Genomic DNA, 17,244 nt, shown 5'->3' on the forward strand with positions numbered 1-17,244 from the left:
TAAAAGCCAGATGTCCAAATCGACATATAAAATAAATCGTTAATGTTGGAAAGCCGCTCCATAATGAAAATGGAGTGGTTTTTTTTTGCCTGTCTTTAGTAGAAATGCGGACCCGAGCAATCACAGGAGTCACCTTATAAGTGTCTATGCTCTGAGAGTCACTTTATGATTGAAAGATTTCTTTTACTCTGACCAGAGAATATCTTAAGTTGTTGCGACGATCGCCATAAGTAACAGAAAAATTTTAAAGTGTAGTCATTTACTCAATACATTAAAACTGTAATTTATTTCCACACGCATGCATATACATCTATGTGAATAAGCAGGACAGCATTTAAAAAAGGATATAAAAAAACGCCGTGTCTGTTATACACGGCGCTAAACAAAGGGGATGGGAGAAATTTTTCACTTCAAACAAAGGGGTATGTTTGTTATGTGATTAATTTCATGTTCATAATATAACACGCCCCCAACCCCTTTTCAACCTAAAAATTAACTTTCATTGTATTTGTCACAAACTGTTCATATTGTAAGCGAATACAATGAAATTAAGCTTTCATAAGCTTTTCAAAAGCATCTAATTTTTCTTCAAATACCTGACAAGCTTGTTCGATAGGTTCTGGAGTTGTCATATCTACGCCAGCGTTTTTCAGAATTTCAATTGGATAGTTAGAGCTACCTTTTTTCAAGAACTCATTAATATATCTTTCAACTGCAGGTTGACCTTCAGTTAAGATTTGATGACTTAAACTTTGAGCCGCACTGTATCCTGTTGCATATTGATACACGTAATAGTTCATATAGAAATGAGGAATACGTGACCATTCTTTACTAATCGCTTCATCCGTTTCAACTGCATCGCCGAAGTAAGTACGGTTTAATTCTGCATACTCTTGATTCATGCGCTCAGCAGTTAGTGGTTCACCTGCTTCTTCGATTTGGTGAATCTTATGCTCAAATTCCGCGAACATTGTTTGACGGAATAACGTCGCACGGAAACGTTCTAACTCTTGGTTAAGTAAGAGTAAACGACGATCGTCATCTAAATGTTTATCCATATAATCACTTAATAATGCTTCGTTACATGTAGATGCTACTTCTGCTACGAAGATTGTATAGTCACTTGAGTTAGACGGTTGATGTTTACGACTGAAGTAACTGTGTGCTGAATGACCAAATTCATGCACAAGCGTATATAAATCTGAGACAGTATTAGACCAGTTTAGAAGGATGAATGGATTCGTTAAGTGAGCACCAGAAGAATAACCGCCTGAACGTTTACCTTTATTCTCGTAAACGTCGACCCAGCGATTCTCTAATCCTTCTTTAACCACTTCCATATACTCTTCGCCCATAGGTTGAAGCGCTTCTAACATCCATTTCTTCGCTTCTTCATATGGCATTTCAAATTTAACGTCTTTAACGAGTGGTGTATAAAGGTCATACATCTTCATATCATCGAGACCAAGTAACTCTTTTCTCAATTGAGTATATCGGTGTAATAATGGAAGATATTTATGAACTGTTGCAACTAAGTTGTCATAAACTTCTTCAGGAATATGGTTATTACTTAATGCTGCTTCACGTGCAGAGTTATAGTTATGTGTACGCGCATTAAAGACATTCTTCTTAACTTCACCAGCAAGCGTTGAGCTTAACGTGTTATTGTATGCACCATATTTAGCATATAAATTATCATAAGCTGATTGACGTAACGTACGATCATCAGATTCTAAGCACTTGATAAATGTACCTTGTGTTAGAGGATGACGTTGTCCATCAGAGTCTACAGCGTCTTCAAATTCTAAATCTGCATTACTAAACATTCCATAGACATTCTCTGGTGTAGATAAGGCATCTTGTGCTTCTGTAAGCAATTTCTCTTTATCCGCACTTAACACGTGTGGACGTTTCTCATTGATGAGTTTCAAATCAAACTCATAGCGTTGAAGTCCTTCATGTTCTTTAACGAACTGTTCAATCTTCTCTTCATCGATTTGTAAGATTTCTGGAATTAAGAAACTCCAACTTGAGCTAAACTTAATCACAAGTTGATGCGCGCGTGCTTCAAAGCCCGTATATTTACTATTAGCCGTATCTTGGTCTTGCTTTAAGTGCGCATAAACGTAGACTTTCTCAAGTTTAGATACAAGCTCATCTTCAAGTGCTAACGCTTGATACAACGTTTCTGCACTATCTCCGAGATGACCTTTAAACTCTTGTTCTTCACCAATTTGCTCTTCAACTTCTTTAAAAGCTTCTTCAAAAGCTTCGTCACTTTCAAATATTGTAGTTAGATCCCATGTATATTCTGGATATTTACGTTCTTGTTCTTCTCTCGTTAATTGTTGACTCATAACTGTAAACCTCCTACATATTCATATTAATACAATTTTCTCACGTCACTCTGATTTTTGCACGTTAAAAGCGACTATTGTCTCATTCCTATACTTTGAATCACGCTACGATAACTATCAAAGAGTTCTTTCTCAATTTCTTGGTAATTCGGGCTTGGATGAATAAAATGACGAAATTGAAATAACCCATGAGCATGATGAGATGGTGCTATCCCTAACTTCCGCATATAACAGTATTGCAATTGCCAAGCGACAGAATGCGTTCGAATGTACAATTGATGAGGTAGGATAAAGCCTGTCATTGTATTCACTTGTCGTTGGCTCCACTGCAAATGATACATCGCATTTAAAGTAGGTTCATGTACGTTGTTCTGACGTCGACACATTTGTATATAGCGCTCCACCCGTCGGTCACTTAATTTGTACAGTCTCGTTGTCGCTGCTTCCTCACTTTTACGAAATAACTCTTCCACTGTCATCGGCCGTTTATTACCTATAAACCACTGGCCACCTATATATTGAATTTCCGAAATACCCACAAGACTCTGGTGTTCATCCGACCACGCTATTAATCGCCTTGTCACAGGATTTAAACATGCGCTTTGAAATTGCTGTAGTTTCATTCGCCTTTGATAAATCTTTGGCTCAGGCACAATCCACATCACTTCATAACCTTGATCTTCCAACCCTGTCGTTCGCGCTTGCAGAACTTCTAGAGGGATGGAAGAGAATTGGATTTCAATCGCATATGTACCATTGACTATGAGATCAGGTCGCTGTTGTATTTGAGCTATAGGTTGTTCCACTGCCACATGATACCCTTTTTGTAACAACCGTTGCGCAAGTACGTATTTCGCATTATAGTGCGCCATAGATTCTGAACTGTTGTTTAAACATACATTTTTTACTTTGTGCGCAAAATGGGGCTTCACCTTTGTTCCTCTTCTAAAAATCACCGTACCTCGACAGTCTGGGCAACAATAGCGCTCTCCTTTCATTGCATTAAAAGCGAATACTACTTCTCCTCCTGTATTCAATGCACATAACATTGTGTCTCACCTCACTTATATACACGGAGAAGTGACGCAAATTACTTTTACAAAAATTAACTTTCTTAAAATGATGGAGAATAGCGATTCGCCGCGCCTGCTCAACTCTCCCAAAACATAAAAAAAGTGGAAGTGAGACAGAAATCTAATTGATTTCAAAGTCTCACCCCCACAAGGATGTCTAGAATCGAGACAGCGATAGCTATCTCAAGTGCAGACAGCTACGGCACGAAATATCAGTTTCGCACACTTAGTCATCTATATTGATTTATTATTCTGCATTATCGTCAAAGTAACGTCTTACCTGTGCAGTGACATTGTGACTCATAATAATCTTAGCATAGTCGTTTAAGAATACTTCGGTCTTGTCAGATGGACTCGCAAATTCGAGCAACTGACTATAACTGTCATTAATAACTTCTTGGTTAACCGTATCGTCGAAGTGAATCATATAATAGTATTCGTTATCTAAGCTATAGAGTAAGTCTTCGAAGTCACGCGTTGGTAAGTTGTGATGATGTGCAAAGTAAATTAATTCTTCTAAGTCATTGAACTTCACGAGTAAAGTTTGAACACTTCGTGGTTGTGAAGCTTGTTCTTCTGATTGACCTTTAGAAGATGAAGATTGTTTCTGTTCAAAGATATCTTCTAAGCTTGCGTCTTGATCAAGTGTTTGAGACAGTAAGTCCGTCACTTGATGGTTAAGATTGTTAGCGTCATCATCAGACATGTTCATCATATCATCATTTTTAGATTTAGAAATTGTTACTTCTACGCCCTTTTCAAATGCATGTACTTGTATCCATAATGGGCCTTCCACTACGAAGTCTTCTTCCTCATTAATCTCTTCCATCATATTCCAGAAGAACTCTTCTCCGCGTTTACGGTCTGCCCATAAATCTTCTTTTTTAAAACCTCTGGCTTCGATATCACTATAAGTTATATATAATTTGACTGTTGTGTCATCAACGCGTTCTATTCTCATTATCATCTCACTCCTTAACAGTCGATGAATAGTATCATTATTGTATTAGAACGTTCGGAGAAATACAATTGTTTTGTTTGATTAAATTTCACTATTGATTTATGACTTCTCACTATAACATATACCCTTCGCATCGCCCAAAAAAACAGCACTTCCTACTGAGTGCTGTCGACAGAAGAGACGTGCTATATGCTTGTTAAAAATCTTAAAACAATGAAGAAACCACAAAGTATGTACGACGTAGTACAGACTTCATGGTCCCGTGAATTTAGTGTATTGAGATTAGTCCACCATACGTTGCGCTTCTTGTAATTGGAAAGTACGAACCTTTCTCGGTAAGAAACGTCTGATTTCATCTTCATTGTAACCCACTTGAAGACGTTTTTCGTCTAAGATAATTGGGCGGCGTAATAAGCCTGGATTATCTTGAATAATAGTATATAAGTCTTGAAGTGGCAACGCATCAATATCTACATTTAACTTCTGATATGTCTTAGAACGTGTAGAGATGATTTCGTCTGTTCCGTCTTCAGTCATTTTAAGAATTTGTTTAATTTCGTCTATTGTTAAGTGTTCAGAAAAAATATTACGCTCCGTATACGGAATGTCATGTTCTTGTAACCATGCTTTCGCTTTACGGCAAGATGTGCAACTTGGTGAAGTAAATAATGTTACCATACATCTCACTCTCCTATTATATGAATCTTATTTCTAATTATTCACATTATTTATTTGACTAAGAAATTCAAGGGTTTAACCCGACTGCGATTGCCTCTAAATTTATCATAAAGTCCTTGACTTGAAATCTTAGGCTGTACATCTTAAAGTATACTACATAGTTCAAATAAGACATCGTACTTAAGACCTAGTCTATGAATATCAGTACAAGCAACCTTTTATGAAAATCTATCAACAATCTATACCACTCATTTCAAATGATATAGTCTTCTTAATCATACAATTACATTCTACCCTGATAACATTAAAATTAAATGAGAATTAGTTAGTAAAAACTAAAGAATTGTTAAAGTCTCATTAATCTTGAGTTTCAAGTCATCATAAGCCTCTTATCTATAGTCTAACATAACTTACAAACGATTGAAATACTGTTATAATGAGTATCATACTTAGAAATTATTTGTGAAGGCAGGCATCAGATTTATGGAAACTTTATTCTCAGGGATTCAACCTAGTGGTATCCCTACAATTGGTAACTACATAGGCGCACTCAAACAGTTTCGTGATGTACAAGATGACTATGATTGCTACTTCTGTATCGTTGACCAACATGCAATCACTGTCCCTCAAGATCGACTCAAGTTACGTAAACAGACACGTCAACTTGCTGCAATTTACTTAGCTTCAGGTATCGATCCTGAGAAATCCACATTATTTATACAATCCGAAGTTCCAGCCCACGTTCAAGCAAGTTGGATGTTAACGACGATATCTTCAATCGGCGAACTCGAACGCATGACTCAATTTAAAGATAAAGCTCAGAAACAAACAGAAGGCATTCCAGCCGGTCTACTGACTTATCCTCCACTCATGGCTGCTGATATCGTGATCTACAACACGAATATCGTCCCTGTTGGTGAAGATCAGAAGCAACACATGGAGTTAACTCGTAATTTAGTTGAACGTTTCAACAGCCGTTACAATGATATACTCGTTAAGCCTGAGATTCGCATGCCCAAAGTTGGTGGTCGTGTGATGAGTCTTCAAGATCCAACCCGTAAGATGAGTAAAAGTGATGATAATCAGAAGAACTTTATTTCACTACTCGACGAACCACGTCTCGCTGCGAAGAAGATTAAAAGTGCAGTGACGGACTCTGATGGCATCATCAAGTTTGACCGTGAGAATAAACCTGGTATCTCTAACTTACTATCTATCTATGCAGGTCTTACTGATAAGACAATCGACGAACTTGTAGAACAGTATAAAGATTCTAATTACGGTACATTTAAAGGTGATCTTGCAGAAGTCGTAGAAGGCTTCCTTACAGATTTCCAAGAAAAGTATGAGTCATTCTATAATTCAGAAGAACTTGATGACATTCTAGACCTCGGTCGTGATAAAGCACAAAAAGCATCATTCAAGACATTGAAAAAAATGGAACGTGCGATGGGCTTAGGTCGTAAAAGAAAATAACTAATTTAAAATACCTTCGCTTGTTGGAGTGCATTAATGGCGCTTCCAATGGCGAAGGTATTTTTGTGCGTAGAAAAGCGCTCCGATTACCATGAACCGGAGCGCTTTTACCTGAATTAGTTTTCGTCTTTTTTCTTTTTGCCCGTTTTGCGGTCGATGCTTTTATCGATGTAGACATGTTTAAGTGAAATATCTCCGCCAATTTGGTGATATTGAATACCTTTAATTTGAGGATTTCTTAAACTTGCTCCACCTTGTTGATAAATTGGTGCGACTGGCGCTTCATTTAATAAGAGTTCCTCAGCTTCACGCAATTTGTTGATACGCTGCTTTTCTTTAGTAAGCAGTGGTCCATTCGCTTCTTTAAGCATCGCATCAAATTCTTGGTTACTCCAATCTGTATTATTCTGTGCATTACCTTTTGTCATCGTCTCTAAAAATGATGTTGGATCTGGATAGTCTGGCCCCCATCCTGATAATGACATTTGATAGGTCATAGAGAGTTCTGAATTAAGTCTCTGTTTAAATGGCATTTGCTTAATTTTCACTGTAACTCCTGGTAGATTTTTCTCAATATCTGATTTAATGTATTCAGCAGAGATTTTCGAACTAGGTGTATCCTCAGTATTTAACGTGAAAGTAAATTTATTTTTACCTAATGCTTTTTTAGCTTTATCTAAGTGACCTTGAGCTTCCTTCACATCATACTTCAACGGCGACTTCACCGTTTCTGCATAGTCTTTCGTACTATTCGGTAATAACGCAGTTTCTTTTGATGTAAAGTTATCGAATGGTTTCGAGCCATCACCCAATACATTATCTACGTATGCCTGTTTGTTAACAGATTGTGCAATAGCATAACGTAAATCTTTATTTTTAAACTCAGGCACTTCTTTTTCATTCATTTTCAAGTAAAACGTGGATGCTTTTAACTTTTTAAATAAAGCTGGACTGTCTTTATATTTGTCAACTTGTTCTGCACTAATACCAGTACTGTCTACAGAGCCAGTTTCATATAGTGAAGCACCTGCTTGTTGGTCTTTCAGGATTTTATAATTTACTCTATCCAGTTTCACATTCTTTTTATCCCAATATTTGTCGTTTCTGACCATCATGATCTTATCTTCAGCTTTCCAGTCTTTCATTTTAAAAGGACCGTTATAAACAGCTTTTTCTGCGCCTGTACCATATTGGTCTCCCTCTTTTTTAGCAACTTTTTCATCTTGTGGCATATATGTACCAAAAGCAAGGAGTTCTTTGAAATAAGGTACCGGTTTTTCAAGATCAATTTGAAGTTTATATTTATTAAGTGCTTTAACGCCTAGGTCTTTCACTGGCTTTTTACCACTATTTACATCTTCTGCATTCTTAAGATAATTCATGATAAATGCGTATTCTGAACCTGTCTTCGGATCGACTGCTTTACGCCAGCTATAAACGAAGTCGTTCGCAGTTACAGGATCTCCGTTAGACCACTTTGCATCGTGACGTAAATCAATTGTATAACGCTTTTCATCTTTAGATATTTTAGGCTCACCTTTCGCTACACCTGGAATTGCCTTATCATTTTTATCTAATACGTATAACCCTTCATACACTTGAGTAAACATACGGAACGATACATTATCAGATGCCATAACATTATCTAATGTACTCATATCCTGGGATAAGGTACTTCGATAAACCTGTCCTTTATCATCGTAGAGACCACTGCCTTTACCACACCCACTCAAGACGAAAGCTGCAGCAATGAGGGTGCCAACAATCTTAGTGCACTTGAACTTCATCTGCGTCCCCTCCTTTATCTTGTCGAGTGTTGATATACTTTCTTAATTCAGCCGCTTCTGCATCTGTCGTAAAGACGTAATGACCGTTCTCAATTTCGTTAAGTTGACGTTCTCCATCTTTACCATCTTCTTTATAAGTCATTCGCGTGCGTGTACGCTCACTTTCTGGATCAGGTTGAGGTACTGCTGACAATAGAGATTGCGTATAAGCATGTAATGGATGATTATAAATATCTTCGGCTTTCCCTATTTCGACAATTTTACCAAAATGCATCACTGCGATACGGTCTGAAATATATTTCACCATCGATAAATCATGGGCGATAAACAAGAACGTAATATTGCGTTCACGTTGAAGTTTCAACAACAAGTTAACGACTTGTGCTTGAATCGATACATCAAGCGCAGAAATCGGTTCGTCCGCGATGATAAACTCAGGTTCCACCGCTAGTGCACGCGCAATACCGATACGTTGACGCTGTCCACCAGAGAATTCGTGTGGATAACGATTGGCATGTTCTTTATTAAGTCCTACCGTTTCCAGCAAATCATACACACGGCGCTTACGGTCCTTGCGACTCGTCGCTAATTTATGAATATCAATCCCTTCAGCGATAATGTCCATAACTTTAAGACGCGGATTCAACGAAGCGTATGGATCTTGGAAGATCATTTGAATTCTCTTATTAAATTTCAACGATTGCTTACGTGATTTGATATTTTTAATATTAGTCCCGTCGTAGAAGATATCTCCGCTCGTAATATCATTCAATTTAATAATCGCTTTCCCTGTCGTTGATTTACCACAACCCGATTCGCCAACTAGTCCAAATGTCTCACCTTTAAAGATATCAAAGGAAATATCGTTGATGGCACGGACTTCGTTACGTTTACCTTGGTTAAAGTATTGTTTTAAATGCTTGACTTGTACGAGCACTTCTTGATTATTCTCCATCAAACGACACCCTTTCTACCTGCTTCGGTTGAGTATAGTTGTTTGGCATAGTTCTCAATCGTTTACGCACCATCTCAGGTGGTTCAACATGCGGTGCACGAGAATCGAGCAACCATGATCTGACGAAATGTGTAGGTGACACTTTGAACCATGGTGGCATGAGCTTGAAGTCAATTTCTAAAGCATAAGGACTTCTCTCTGCAAACGCGTCACCTTTAGGTGGATGTAATAAATCTGGTGGTGTACCAGGAATCGCAAGTAATTCTGTATCTGAACCCGTTTCTAAGTCTGGCATTGATGATAGTAATCCCCATGTGTATGGATGCTTCGGATCGTAGAAGACTTCATCCACTTCTCCTGTTTCCACCATTTGTCCGCCATACATAATTGCGACACGATCAGCTACGTTTGCTACTACTCCCAAATCGTGTGTGATAAAAATAATCGAAGTTTCGATCTTTTTCTGTAACGATTTCATCAAATCTAAGATCTGCGCTTGCATCGTTACGTCTAGTGCTGTCGTTGGCTCATCGGCAATCAATATCTTCGGTTCACACGCCAGAGCTGTTGCGATAACGATACGTTGGCGCTGACCTCCTGAGAATTGATGCGGATAAGCATTAAATCGATGTTCTGCGTGGGGTAGACCCACTAAATTTAGAATTTCTAACGCACGTTTTTTTGCTTCACTTTTACTATAATTTCGATGTTTCATCAGTGGTTCCATAACTTGTTTCCCAATCTTCATTGTCGGATTGAGTGACGTCATCGGATCTTGGAAGATCATCGAAATATCTTTCCCTCTCAATTTAATGAGTTCTTTCTCAGTCTTCTGAGTTAAATCTTCACCGAGAAACTTTATACTTCCCTTTTTAATACGACCTGTGTCGCCTTGGAAGAGTTTCGTAATCGCTTTCGTCGTCACGGATTTACCAGAACCCGATTCGCCGACAATCGCTAAGGTCTCCCCTTTGTTTAAATAGAAGTCAACACCACGTACTGCTTGCACTTCCCCTGCGCTAATATCAAAGGACACATGCAAATCATTGATTTCTAATATTCTCTCTGACATAATTTCTGCCCCCTTTATTATTTACGCATCTTCGGATCGAATGCATCACGCAGTCCATCACTAAATAGATAGAAGAAGAGTATGAGTAAACTCAATAAGATCGCTGGTATAAAGAGCTCATGTGGATGGATTAAGAGCATTTGACGTCCATCGTTAACGAGCGAGCCAAGCGATGTTTTTGGCGCTGGTACACCGATACCGATAAAGCTAAGGAACGCTTCAAAGAAGATTGCACTAGGTACGGTAAACATTGATGTAACGATAATAGAACCTAAAGCGTTCGGTAAGATATGTCGGAATATCAGTTTGAGCTTAGATGTTCCCAACGTACGGGACGCTAGAACAAATTCTTGGTTTTTCAACTTTAAAAATGATCCACGAACGACACGGCTCATACCTATCCAACCTGTCACGGTCATCGCTAGGATAATCGTCCATAAAGAAGGTTCGAAGATGAGCACGAATAGGATAACGACAATTAAGTTTGGAATCGACGCGATAATTTCAATCAACCGCTGCATAAAGTTGTCTATCCTATCCCCAAAGAATCCTGAGATTGCGCCGTAGACTACGCCGACGAAGATGTCGAGTAAGGCAGCTGCTACACCAATAAAGAGTGAAACTTGCGTACCTTGCCATGTACGCGTCCACATGTCACGGCCTAACTGGTCAGTCCCAAACCAGAAGTTCTCTTTCACGCCTGCTTTCTTATAAGCGTCGTGTCCGTCAGCACCTTGACCATCAAACGGTAAAAAGTGGATATGGTCTAATACTGGGATCTTCGCTGGTAGGTTGCGTCGTTGCACATCTTGTTCTGCATAATCATGATCACTCAACAGTGGACCTACAAATGCGAATATAATAATGAGTAGCAAGCCAATCATACCGATAACTGCTAATTTGTTACGTCGTAGTTGGTCCCACGCGTCTTGCCAGAAACTTTTACTTTCACGTTGTAACTCTGGCTCTTTCTCTAAATTACGTTCACTTCTGATGAAATCATCTGCCATAATCCCTTCAGAGGTATGCGTCATCACTGAATTCGCTTCTGGAGTCCCTGTATCTTTCTTTTTCATCATGACTTATTACCTCCTTCGACACGGATACGTGGGTCAATGATTCCGTATAGAATATCAACCACGAAGATTGAAACGATAAATAGCGTACTGAATAATAATGTTGTTGCCATAATCACGGAGAAGTCATTCGTCGTAATTGATCGTACGAATTGATCCCCTAGACCCGGCACACCAAAGATTTGTTCAATCGTTAATGTCCCTGTTAAGATTCCGGCTAACATTGGAACAATAATTGTGATAACTGGAATCAAAGCATTTCTAAGTGCATGTCCGAATAATACACGCATCGTTGAATTCCCTTTTGCTCTCGCCAGTAATATGTAATCTGCGCTGAGCACTTCTATCATTTCTGCACGGATGTATCGAGCTACCGTTGCGATAACTGAAGCCGATAACGCTAAAGATGGTAACACTGCTGTAGAGAAACCTTCCCAACCAGCAACTGGGAACCATTGTAAGCGTACAGAGAAGACGTATTGTAACAACACTGCAAGTACGAATGACGGTACAGATACTGCGATAACTGAAATCACTGTAGCTGTATAGTCTACCCAAGTGTTCTGTTTCGTCGCTGCAGCAACACCAAGGATTAATCCAAGGATGACACCGATAACCATCGCTGAGAGTCCCATTTCCATCGATGGTATTAATCGCGGTTTAATCAATTCCCATACCGGCTGATTGTGATATTGGAACGAGTAACCGAAGTCTCCCATCACAACGTTCTTGATGTAGTGTAAGTATTGAACTGCGACTGGGTCGTTGAGCCCATATTTCTCGTTTAAAATATGCTTTTGAGCCGCGCTAAGTTTAGCATCGTTAAACGGAGATCCAGGCATCAGCTTCATTAAAAAAAACGTAATCGTTATGATGATAAATAAAGATAATATCATATAACCAAAACGCTTTAAGACGTATCTAAGCATATAACATCCCCCTTGTTTAAGTAGTAAACATTCCCTTCACAATTTTCAGAAATATTTAACAATATTATATAGTTAATTCAGAATGAAATCAATGATAAATCACCTAATTTTTCTTCTCTATCACTTTAATTCATAGCAGAAATCTACACTAAAACCATGATTTGAGCTATACTTATACTAAATTTCTCAAGAGCTAGGATGAGTTCGATGCGCAATTTATCACAATTATTGACGTTTATTCTTTTAACACCTATCATATCGCTAATCATTTGGCTATTCACTTCCCACCATTGGGTAGAGTACGTCAATATCGTGTTCTACGTGGCGATGATACTAAGCATTGTCACCTTTATCTTAATTCTGATTCAGGAAGGCGTATTTGATGCGACGAGTTATGGTATGCGACGTATGAAGTATCGCTTGTCGAGTAAAAAGCATCAAGCTTCAGTTCAAGATGACGACTTCTTTAACCCGCAACAAGCGAAGAAAAATGATTACCGTGTAGCGCGTTGGGTCAAAGTCGCATTCGGTGTTAACGTATGCTATTTAGTCCTAGACATTATCATGGCTTTAATGACGATGTGAGTCAGGTCAATTTATTTATGAAATTATGTAAAATGAGAGTGGATCGCTTAGTATAGCTCACTCTCAAAAATATAATACTGATGCACGCTTTATTTACTTGGAATATGTGGATTTTTAAACAGGGCGATATACATCAATGCGCCGCCAAGGAGAATCAGTATGACAACGTAAATTGACATTTGCCACGATAATAAGATTGACCCAAGTATCAATCCAAAGCGAGCAAGAATTTCAGATCCGAAAAAGCATATCGTCTCCATCGCTGAATAAGTACCTCGTTTATCAGCAGGTATCATCAGAAAACGCTGTGCGTTATGAATAGGTGAATAAATGAGCTCACCAATTGTGGCAATGACCATAACGAGACAGAGCACCCAGAATGAATTCGACATAGTGAGCACACCATATCCTACTGCATAAAGAAGAATTCCTACTATAAATGCTCGGCCTTTTCGCATGAACGTCATCCACTGATTCACTTTGAAAGTCATCGTTACGACAACAATTGCGTTAATAATCATGATAATCGTAAAAATGCGAACGCCATCAATTGGAATCCCCCATAACTGTATCGTCTGAAATTCGTCTCTTAAACGAACAATAATATAAGAATTCAAACTCAGTTCAGCCATCATAGTTAAGATAAAACCACTGTTGAGTAACATGTAATACTTATCCTTAAATACAAGTGCTAAATTCTGCAAGAAATGCTTCACTTTTCCTAAATCCTCAGCCCCACGGCTCATCACTTGCTCCACACGATAGTATTTAATAAATAAATACCAACTCACCAGCATAGCGACAAAGAACAAGCCAAATAATAAGTGTTTATGATGATGATAAAGTGCTGCACCCAGTAACATACCAAGCGCTAAACTAGCGTTATAAACCCAGTAATTCAGTTGATAGACGTACTCACGCACATCCTCATAAATTGCATCCATAATTGCCGCATTCAGAATAGTTTCACCTATCCCAGTGAGATTGCTAAAGATAAAAAGGGTTACGCAAAAGATGACGAGCCCGATTCCGTCTAATGTCACTGTAATTGCTAAGAGAATTAAACAGATACTGTAAAGCAAATAAGTGATATGAATCAATTTCTTACGATTATAATGATCACCAAGATAGCCACCTATAAATGAAATCACCATGTTTACTAGAATATTCACGATAAAGAACACACCGGCAAAGATAGCATTAATCTTAGACGTTAAGTATAAAGCGATAAACGGCATAATCGCATTCATCGTGGTGCTCAGTAGAAAGTCACCAATAATTCGACTTTTTAACGTGGCCGATAAAGTGAAAAATTTTCCCATCGACTTTTTCTCCTAATTTTCTGACTTTTAAATACTTTACCTAATTTTTGTCATGATTACAACACCTCTTTTACCAATATCGAGAAAGTCCCTTTACAGCACAAAAATCCCCAGCCGTACAGCCGGGGAAACTTGGTCTAGCTATTATCCTTCAAACTTTTTAAATAATAACACTGCGTTGTGGCCACCGAAACCTAAACTGTTGCTCATCGCATAGTTGATATCTAAGTCAGCAGCTTGGTTAGGTGTAAAGTCTAAGTCACACTCTGGATCTGGGCTATCTGCATGAATTGTAGGTGCGACACGACTATCACGAATAGATAGCGCTGAGAAGATCGCTTCTAAACCACCTGTGCCACCGAGTAAGTGACCTGTCATCGATTTCGTTGAACTGATCTTCAACGATTTCGCTGCGTCGCCAAAGGTATTCTTAATCGCTTGAACTTCTGTTAAATCGCCTACAGGTGTACTTGTACCGTGCGCGTTTAAGTATTGAACTTGGTCTGCTGTAACACCTGCGTCATCTAAAGCGAGTTGCATCGCACGTGCACCGCCCTCACCTTCTGGAGCTGGAGCCGTAATATGATATGCATCACCCGTAGAACCATAACCTACGATTTCTGCGTAGATTTCAGCGCCACGTGCTTGCGCTGACTCTAGAGATTCGAGCACCACGATACCTGCGCCTTCACCCATTACGAATCCGTCACGGCCTTCTTGGAATGGGCGACATGCTGTTTCTTTGTCATCATTTGTAGACAATGCGCGGCTCGCACTAAATCCTGCTACAGCCATATGTGTAATCGGCGCTTCAGTACCACCTGCGACCATCGCATCGGCATCGCCACGTTGAATAATCTTGAATGCATCGCCGATAGAGTTAGTACCTGTAGCACAAGCAGTGACCGTCGATCCGTTTGGTCCCTTCAAACCTAAATCGATAGACACTTGACCTGTAGCCATATCAGGGATCAACATTGGCACGAAGAATGGACTGACACGTCTAGGGCCACGCTCATTCAATTGATTATGCGCTACCTCAAACGTTTCCATGCCACCGATACCTGAACCGATCCATGTACCGATACGTTCAGCATTATCGTCAGTCACTTCTAGTTTCGCATCTTTCACCGCTTCTCTAGCAGCAACCACCGCATATTGTGTGAAACGATCCATACGGCGCGCTTCTTTACGTGGAATATGGTCTTCAATGTTAAAATCTTTGAGCTCTCCTGCTAAGCTCACGTTGTATTTAGAAGTATCAATACGTGTAATCGTATCAATACCATTCATACCTTCTAAAGCATTCTTCCAAGTTGTCTGCGCGTCATTACCAATCGGCGAAAGTGCACCTACGCCAGTTATTACCACTCGATGCTTATTACTCATATGTTTATCCTCCTATTTACCCCATTTTAAAGTGATAGCGCCCCAAGTTAAACCGCCACCAAATCCGACAAGGACTAGGGTATCGCCATCTTGAATCTTTCCGTTCTCTAACTCTTGTGCAATACTCAATGGAATAGATGCGGCTGAAGTGTTACCAAATTGATCTACTGAAACGCTCATCTTCTCTTCAGGAATACCTAAGCGTAAACGTGCAGATTCCATGATTCGAATATTTGCTTGATGTGGTACGAACATATCTATATCCTCAGCAGTCAGACCTGCTTTCTCTACTGCTTTGGTAGACGCTTCGCCCATAATACGTACTGCAAACTTAAACACTTCACGTCCGTTCATCACAATCTTATGTGTCTCTTGATCTTGGTAAAGATATTTACCGCCGCTACCATCAGAACCTAGTTCATAACTTAGAATACCATGTCCTTCTGATACTTCTCCAATCACAGCGGCGCCTGCACCATCACCGAAGAGCACTGCTGTTGAGCGGTCACTCAAATCTGTAATTTTAGACAACTTATCCGCACCAACGACAAGAATATTATGGTAGTCGCCAGATTGAATAAACTGTTTCGCATTGATCATCGCATACATAAAGCCACTACACGCAGCTAACTGATCCATCGTCGCGACTTTCTTTGTTCCAAGACGTTCTTGAAGCATGTTCGCCACAGTTGGGAAAGGATAGTCCCCTGTGGACGTTGCTACCATAATCATATCTATATCTTCAGGTTGAATTCCTGCATCTTTAATCGCTTTCACGCTCGCTTCGTAAGCCATATCTGATGTATCTTCGTCATCAGCGGCCCAGCGACGTTCTTTGATTCCGGTCATCTTTGAAATCCATTCGTCTGATGTATCTAAAAATGACTCGAAATAAGCATTATCAATTACTTTGCTTGGCGCATACGCACCAAATCCCTTAATACCCACATTCATGGTTGTACACCTACTTATTTTAATTTTGGTACCAGGTCTTAATTTAACATAGTCTTTCTCACAAGTACAATTACAAATCCTCGTACAATAGTCATATGTTCACTAAATTATAAGTTATCTCTATAGGGATGACAATTGATAAGACCTTCCTAGGTAAAAGTTGATAGAGTCATTATAAGCTTGTTGTATACTAGAAGGACACGCATATGTCACATCACTTTATATTCTGCTCTATACAAAACGCTTTATCTTCTATATAATTGTATCTGAATGGATAGTGTCATTAAACTTATACATAAGTCATCTCAACATGACATTTTCAAACAATGACATCACTAATTATAACCTTAATTATCATACAAGTTATGACTTGAAATATTGGAACGATAGGAGGCATAGCCATGAAGTACATTATGGTACTTATTTGGTCAATACTCTTGCTTGAAATGGTAGGCTTCGTACTTACAAGTCTCGATGGCGGTTCTTCTGTTAACTGGATTCTACCTATCATCGTAGCAGTAGTATTTACAATTTTTGTAGCGATCTTTACAGCAATTATCAAACCTACACACAAATCATATCAAGAAGAACAATAATCTTTAATTGATTGAGAGCCAGCTGATAAAGCTG

15 protein-coding genes are annotated in these 17,244 nt (G+C 39.0%); 3 read left to right on the forward strand and 12 right to left on the reverse strand.

Features of this window, described 5'->3' with window-relative positions; translation table 11 throughout:
- Positions 1-548 precede the first annotated feature (548 nt).
- From pepF to spxA, 4 genes are all read right to left on the reverse strand, one after another.
- The gene (pepF, locus tag HMPREF2802_RS05380; protein WP_070503013.1) at positions 549-2,357 is read right to left on the reverse strand and encodes an oligoendopeptidase F; all 1,809 of its coding nucleotides are present in this window, start codon (positions 2,355-2,357) and stop codon (positions 549-551) included.
- Positions 2,358-2,431: 74 nt separating this feature from the next.
- Complete coding sequence (locus HMPREF2802_RS05385; RefSeq protein ID WP_070503014.1) at positions 2,432-3,406, reverse strand: competence protein CoiA; 975 nt, start codon at positions 3,404-3,406, stop codon at positions 2,432-2,434.
- A 271-nt stretch (positions 3,407-3,677) separates the two neighbouring features.
- Positions 3,678-4,391: an adaptor protein MecA gene (gene mecA / locus HMPREF2802_RS05390; RefSeq protein WP_002472268.1), complete on the reverse strand. Its 714-nt coding sequence runs from the start codon at positions 4,389-4,391 to the stop codon at positions 3,678-3,680.
- Between the two features lie 282 nt (positions 4,392-4,673).
- Positions 4,674-5,069, reverse strand: coding sequence for a transcriptional regulator SpxA (spxA, locus tag HMPREF2802_RS05395; RefSeq protein ID WP_002472203.1), 396 nt, complete (start codon positions 5,067-5,069; stop codon positions 4,674-4,676).
- A gap of 483 nt (positions 5,070-5,552) precedes the next feature.
- Between spxA and trpS the strand changes: the two genes are divergently transcribed.
- The gene (gene trpS / locus HMPREF2802_RS05400; RefSeq protein ID WP_070503015.1) at positions 5,553-6,545 is read left to right on the forward strand and encodes a tryptophan--tRNA ligase; all 993 of its coding nucleotides are present in this window, start codon (positions 5,553-5,555) and stop codon (positions 6,543-6,545) included.
- Between the two features lie 116 nt (positions 6,546-6,661).
- Here the strand turns inward: trpS and HMPREF2802_RS05405 are convergent, their stop codons facing one another.
- From HMPREF2802_RS05405 to opp3b, 5 genes are read right to left on the reverse strand one after another with little or no spacing between them, the layout of a single operon-like run.
- Complete coding sequence (locus HMPREF2802_RS05405) at positions 6,662-8,332, reverse strand: peptide ABC transporter substrate-binding protein (protein WP_070503016.1); 1,671 nt, start codon at positions 8,330-8,332, stop codon at positions 6,662-6,664.
- Positions 8,313-9,287: an ABC transporter ATP-binding protein gene (locus tag HMPREF2802_RS05410; RefSeq protein ID WP_070503017.1), complete on the reverse strand. Its 975-nt coding sequence runs from the start codon at positions 9,285-9,287 to the stop codon at positions 8,313-8,315. The genes HMPREF2802_RS05405 and HMPREF2802_RS05410 overlap by 20 nt, the downstream gene beginning before the upstream one ends.
- The gene (locus HMPREF2802_RS05415; RefSeq protein ID WP_070503018.1) at positions 9,277-10,359 is read right to left on the reverse strand and encodes an ABC transporter ATP-binding protein; all 1,083 of its coding nucleotides are present in this window, start codon (positions 10,357-10,359) and stop codon (positions 9,277-9,279) included. The genes HMPREF2802_RS05410 and HMPREF2802_RS05415 overlap by 11 nt, the downstream gene beginning before the upstream one ends.
- A gap of 17 nt (positions 10,360-10,376) precedes the next feature.
- Complete coding sequence (gene opp3C, locus HMPREF2802_RS05420) at positions 10,377-11,438, reverse strand: oligopeptide ABC transporter permease (RefSeq protein ID WP_070503019.1); 1,062 nt, start codon at positions 11,436-11,438, stop codon at positions 10,377-10,379.
- Positions 11,435-12,364, reverse strand: a complete 930-nt coding sequence (opp3b, locus tag HMPREF2802_RS05425; RefSeq protein ID WP_049406664.1) for an oligopeptide ABC transporter permease — start codon at positions 12,362-12,364, stop codon at positions 11,435-11,437. Before opp3b ends, opp3C begins: the two co-directional genes overlap by 4 nt.
- 207 nt (positions 12,365-12,571) lie before the next feature.
- Between opp3b and HMPREF2802_RS05430 the strand changes: the two genes are divergently transcribed.
- Entirely contained in the window at positions 12,572-12,949 is a 378-nt protein-coding gene (locus HMPREF2802_RS05430) for a DUF3899 domain-containing protein (RefSeq protein ID WP_070503020.1), read from the forward strand.
- Positions 12,950-13,038: 89 nt separating this feature from the next.
- Here HMPREF2802_RS05430 and HMPREF2802_RS05435 read toward each other — a convergent pair whose 3' ends face one another.
- The 3 genes from HMPREF2802_RS05435 to HMPREF2802_RS05445 all read right to left on the reverse strand — a co-directional run bounded on the left by HMPREF2802_RS05435 (position 13,039) and on the right by HMPREF2802_RS05445 (position 16,614).
- The gene (locus HMPREF2802_RS05435) at positions 13,039-14,271 is read right to left on the reverse strand and encodes an MFS transporter (protein WP_070503021.1); all 1,233 of its coding nucleotides are present in this window, start codon (positions 14,269-14,271) and stop codon (positions 13,039-13,041) included.
- A gap of 144 nt (positions 14,272-14,415) precedes the next feature.
- Positions 14,416-15,660, reverse strand: a complete 1,245-nt coding sequence (gene fabF, locus HMPREF2802_RS05440; protein ID WP_070503022.1) for a beta-ketoacyl-ACP synthase II — start codon at positions 15,658-15,660, stop codon at positions 14,416-14,418.
- A 12-nt stretch (positions 15,661-15,672) separates the two neighbouring features.
- On the reverse strand, positions 15,673-16,614 hold the full coding sequence (locus tag HMPREF2802_RS05445; protein ID WP_002472194.1) for a beta-ketoacyl-ACP synthase III: 942 nt from the start codon (positions 16,612-16,614) through the stop codon (positions 15,673-15,675).
- Positions 16,615-17,015: 401 nt separating this feature from the next.
- On the opposite strand from HMPREF2802_RS05445, the gene HMPREF2802_RS05450 reads away from it, so the two are divergent.
- Positions 17,016-17,210, forward strand: coding sequence for a YjzD family protein (locus HMPREF2802_RS05450; protein ID WP_002472229.1), 195 nt, complete (start codon positions 17,016-17,018; stop codon positions 17,208-17,210).
- Positions 17,211-17,244 lie beyond the last annotated feature (34 nt).

The sequence above is a fragment of the Staphylococcus sp. HMSC071G07 genome, from assembly GCF_001811435.1.
GTDB classification, from domain to species: domain Bacteria; phylum Bacillota; class Bacilli; order Staphylococcales; family Staphylococcaceae; genus Staphylococcus; species Staphylococcus pettenkoferi.